Annotated in this window: 1 pseudogene; it reads left to right on the top strand. The window is 43.1% G+C overall.

The features are described 5' to 3' along the window. Positions 1-104: 104 nt before the first annotated feature. A pseudogene (locus BIZ39_RS21970) lies at positions 105-932 on the top strand (IS30 family transposase); the annotation flags it as partial. Between the last annotated feature and the right edge of the window lie 150 nt (positions 933-1082).

Below are 1082 nucleotides of genomic sequence, written 5' to 3'. Positions count from 1 at the left end.
ATTTTTGATCGGATAACTCCGAAATAGGCGATCGGATTAGACCGAAATCAGTGATCGGATTGAACCGAAATGGGTGATCGGAATGGGCCGGAACATGCACCGTAAAAGCTGAACAACGAGCATGGGATGAAGCATTGAGACCCAAGCCATGTAAGTTAATTGGATCCCCAGAGTTATGTAAACTGATAGCCGTTAAGCTTAAAAGGGCATGGTCGCCACAACAAATTGCGGGTTGGTTAAAGCGACAATACCCCGATAATCAGGAAATGTACGTGTCTCACGAAACCATCTATAAAACACTCTTCATTCAGACGCGAGGCGCTCTAAAGAAAGAGCTGCAAAAGTGTTTGCGGTCAAAAAGAGTGGTTCGCAAGTCGCGTCAATCTTCACTGAAAAGGTTAGGTCTAGGAAAAATTCCTGACGCCGTTTCTATAAGTGAGCGACCTGCATCAGTTGAAGATAGAGCGATACCTGGTCACTGGGAAGGCGACCTTATATGTGGCTCTAACAACAGTTACATAGCAACACTAGTAGAGAGGCACTCTCGATTCGTAATGCTGGTAAAAGTGGATGATAGTAAAACGTCGACCGTGATTGCTGCTCTTATCAAACACGCTCAAAAACTACCTAAGGAACTATATAAATCTCTAACTTGGGACAGAGGGAGAGAAATAAAAGATCACAAACAATTCACTCTAGCCACTGATATAAAAGTCTATCTTTGTGATCCTTACTCACCGTGGCAACGTGGTTCCAATGAAAACACCAATCGATTATTACGGCAGTATTTTCCAAAAAGTACCGACTTATCAGTCCACAGCCAACAAAAACTTAGCAGTGTAGCGAGACAACTTAACGAAAGACCAAGAAAAACGTTAGACTATGAAACACCAGCACAGAAATTTAACCGATGTGTTGCGCCCATTGATTGAACTCAAGGCCGGAAGCTGCCGTTCAATCATTAGTAATTAAACGGCAGAAGAGTACGTAAACCGGACCTTGGTACTTGAAGCTCGAACACAATGCACAGCTTAAACATGCATCATGCTCAGGGCGTGCTTTCATATATCTACTAGAAGATT

This window comes from Alteromonas sp. BZK5 (assembly GCF_014349115.1).
Taxonomy (GTDB): domain Bacteria; phylum Pseudomonadota; class Gammaproteobacteria; order Enterobacterales; family Alteromonadaceae; genus Alteromonas; species Alteromonas macleodii.
This window is presented reverse-complemented; position numbering and strand designations above follow the sequence as displayed.